1 pseudogene is annotated in these 1,138 nt (G+C 23.3%); it reads left to right on the top strand.

Going from position 1 to position 1,138, the window contains the following annotated elements:
• Window positions 1–177: 177 nt before the first annotated feature.
• Window positions 178–1,138: pseudogene (locus BUA62_RS11260) on the top strand (hypothetical protein); the annotation flags it as partial.

Consider the following 1,138-nt stretch of genomic DNA (forward strand, 5'->3'; position numbering starts at 1 on the left):
ATTTGAAACATTAAAAAATAAAATTCTGTTGATTGAACATAATTAAACTAATCTAAGCATAATCACAGTTTATTCAAGTAACTTTGGAAAGAGCCCAATCTTTCCCCATATGCAAGAAAAATAATTATACCTGGATTAAAAGCTTTAGCTGAGAAGTTAAATCAAGATTTTGAAGTTTTGAAATGTTACGGTGATTCATATGAGGAAAGTTATGTTCAAAAAGCAATAATTGAATATTCAAAAGCCAGAAAGTTATTATCTGAAGGAAAATATAATAAAGCTTATGATTATTTTATAAATGGTTTTTTACATGCAAAAAGATTTAATCATCCTGCAATGATATGTGCAGGATTAAATTCTGCAACATGGTGGATAAGAAAGATTAATAAGAAGAAAGCATTATATACTGCAAATTTGTTGGAGTATTATACTGGTTATTATTTTGAGGATTTTAATTATATTTCTAATTGGCTTGATACTATTATAAATGTAAAACAATTAAACAATGATATAAGAGTTCTTAGCCTTTTAAAAATTATTTATAATGCTTTGATAACATTTCCAGATTTAAAAATACTTCTGGGAAATATACAATATCCAGATTTCAAAATAGAAGAATATACATTAAATAAAAGATTGTATTTTTTTATTTATAAAAAAAGCAAAAAAAGATTAAGAACTAAATCTTTAAATGCTATAGATTTAAAAAAATTTATTCAAAAATATGGTTTGACATATAAAAAAACATATCCGTTTGAAATAAAAAATGAGTTGTATAAGATGCACATAAATAAAACCTTTAAGGAAAATATAATTAAATTTAAAAATGAAAAGAAAATAAAAATACCGGAATTATTTTTCGCAACATATTGTGCATTAATAGAAAAACCATATTTTACAAAGAGTCATATTTTAAGATTGATATTCAAAGGAGATAAAGATAAAATCATTAAATACTTCTCAAATAATTATGAAAAGATGTATTTTTTTAATTTAATGATGTCAGATTTTTCAGAGAAAAATCTGATAAATAATTTGTATAATAATCTTCCATATTCTACCGAAGGTATGTCTTCTGACGGAGGCTGCTTATTTTTCATAGCAAGAAAAAAACTCATCACTGAGTTGTTTAAGAATA

Origin of the sequence: Marinitoga hydrogenitolerans DSM 16785 (assembly GCF_900129175.1) — a bacterium.
GTDB classification, from domain to species: domain Bacteria; phylum Thermotogota; class Thermotogae; order Petrotogales; family Petrotogaceae; genus Marinitoga; species Marinitoga hydrogenitolerans.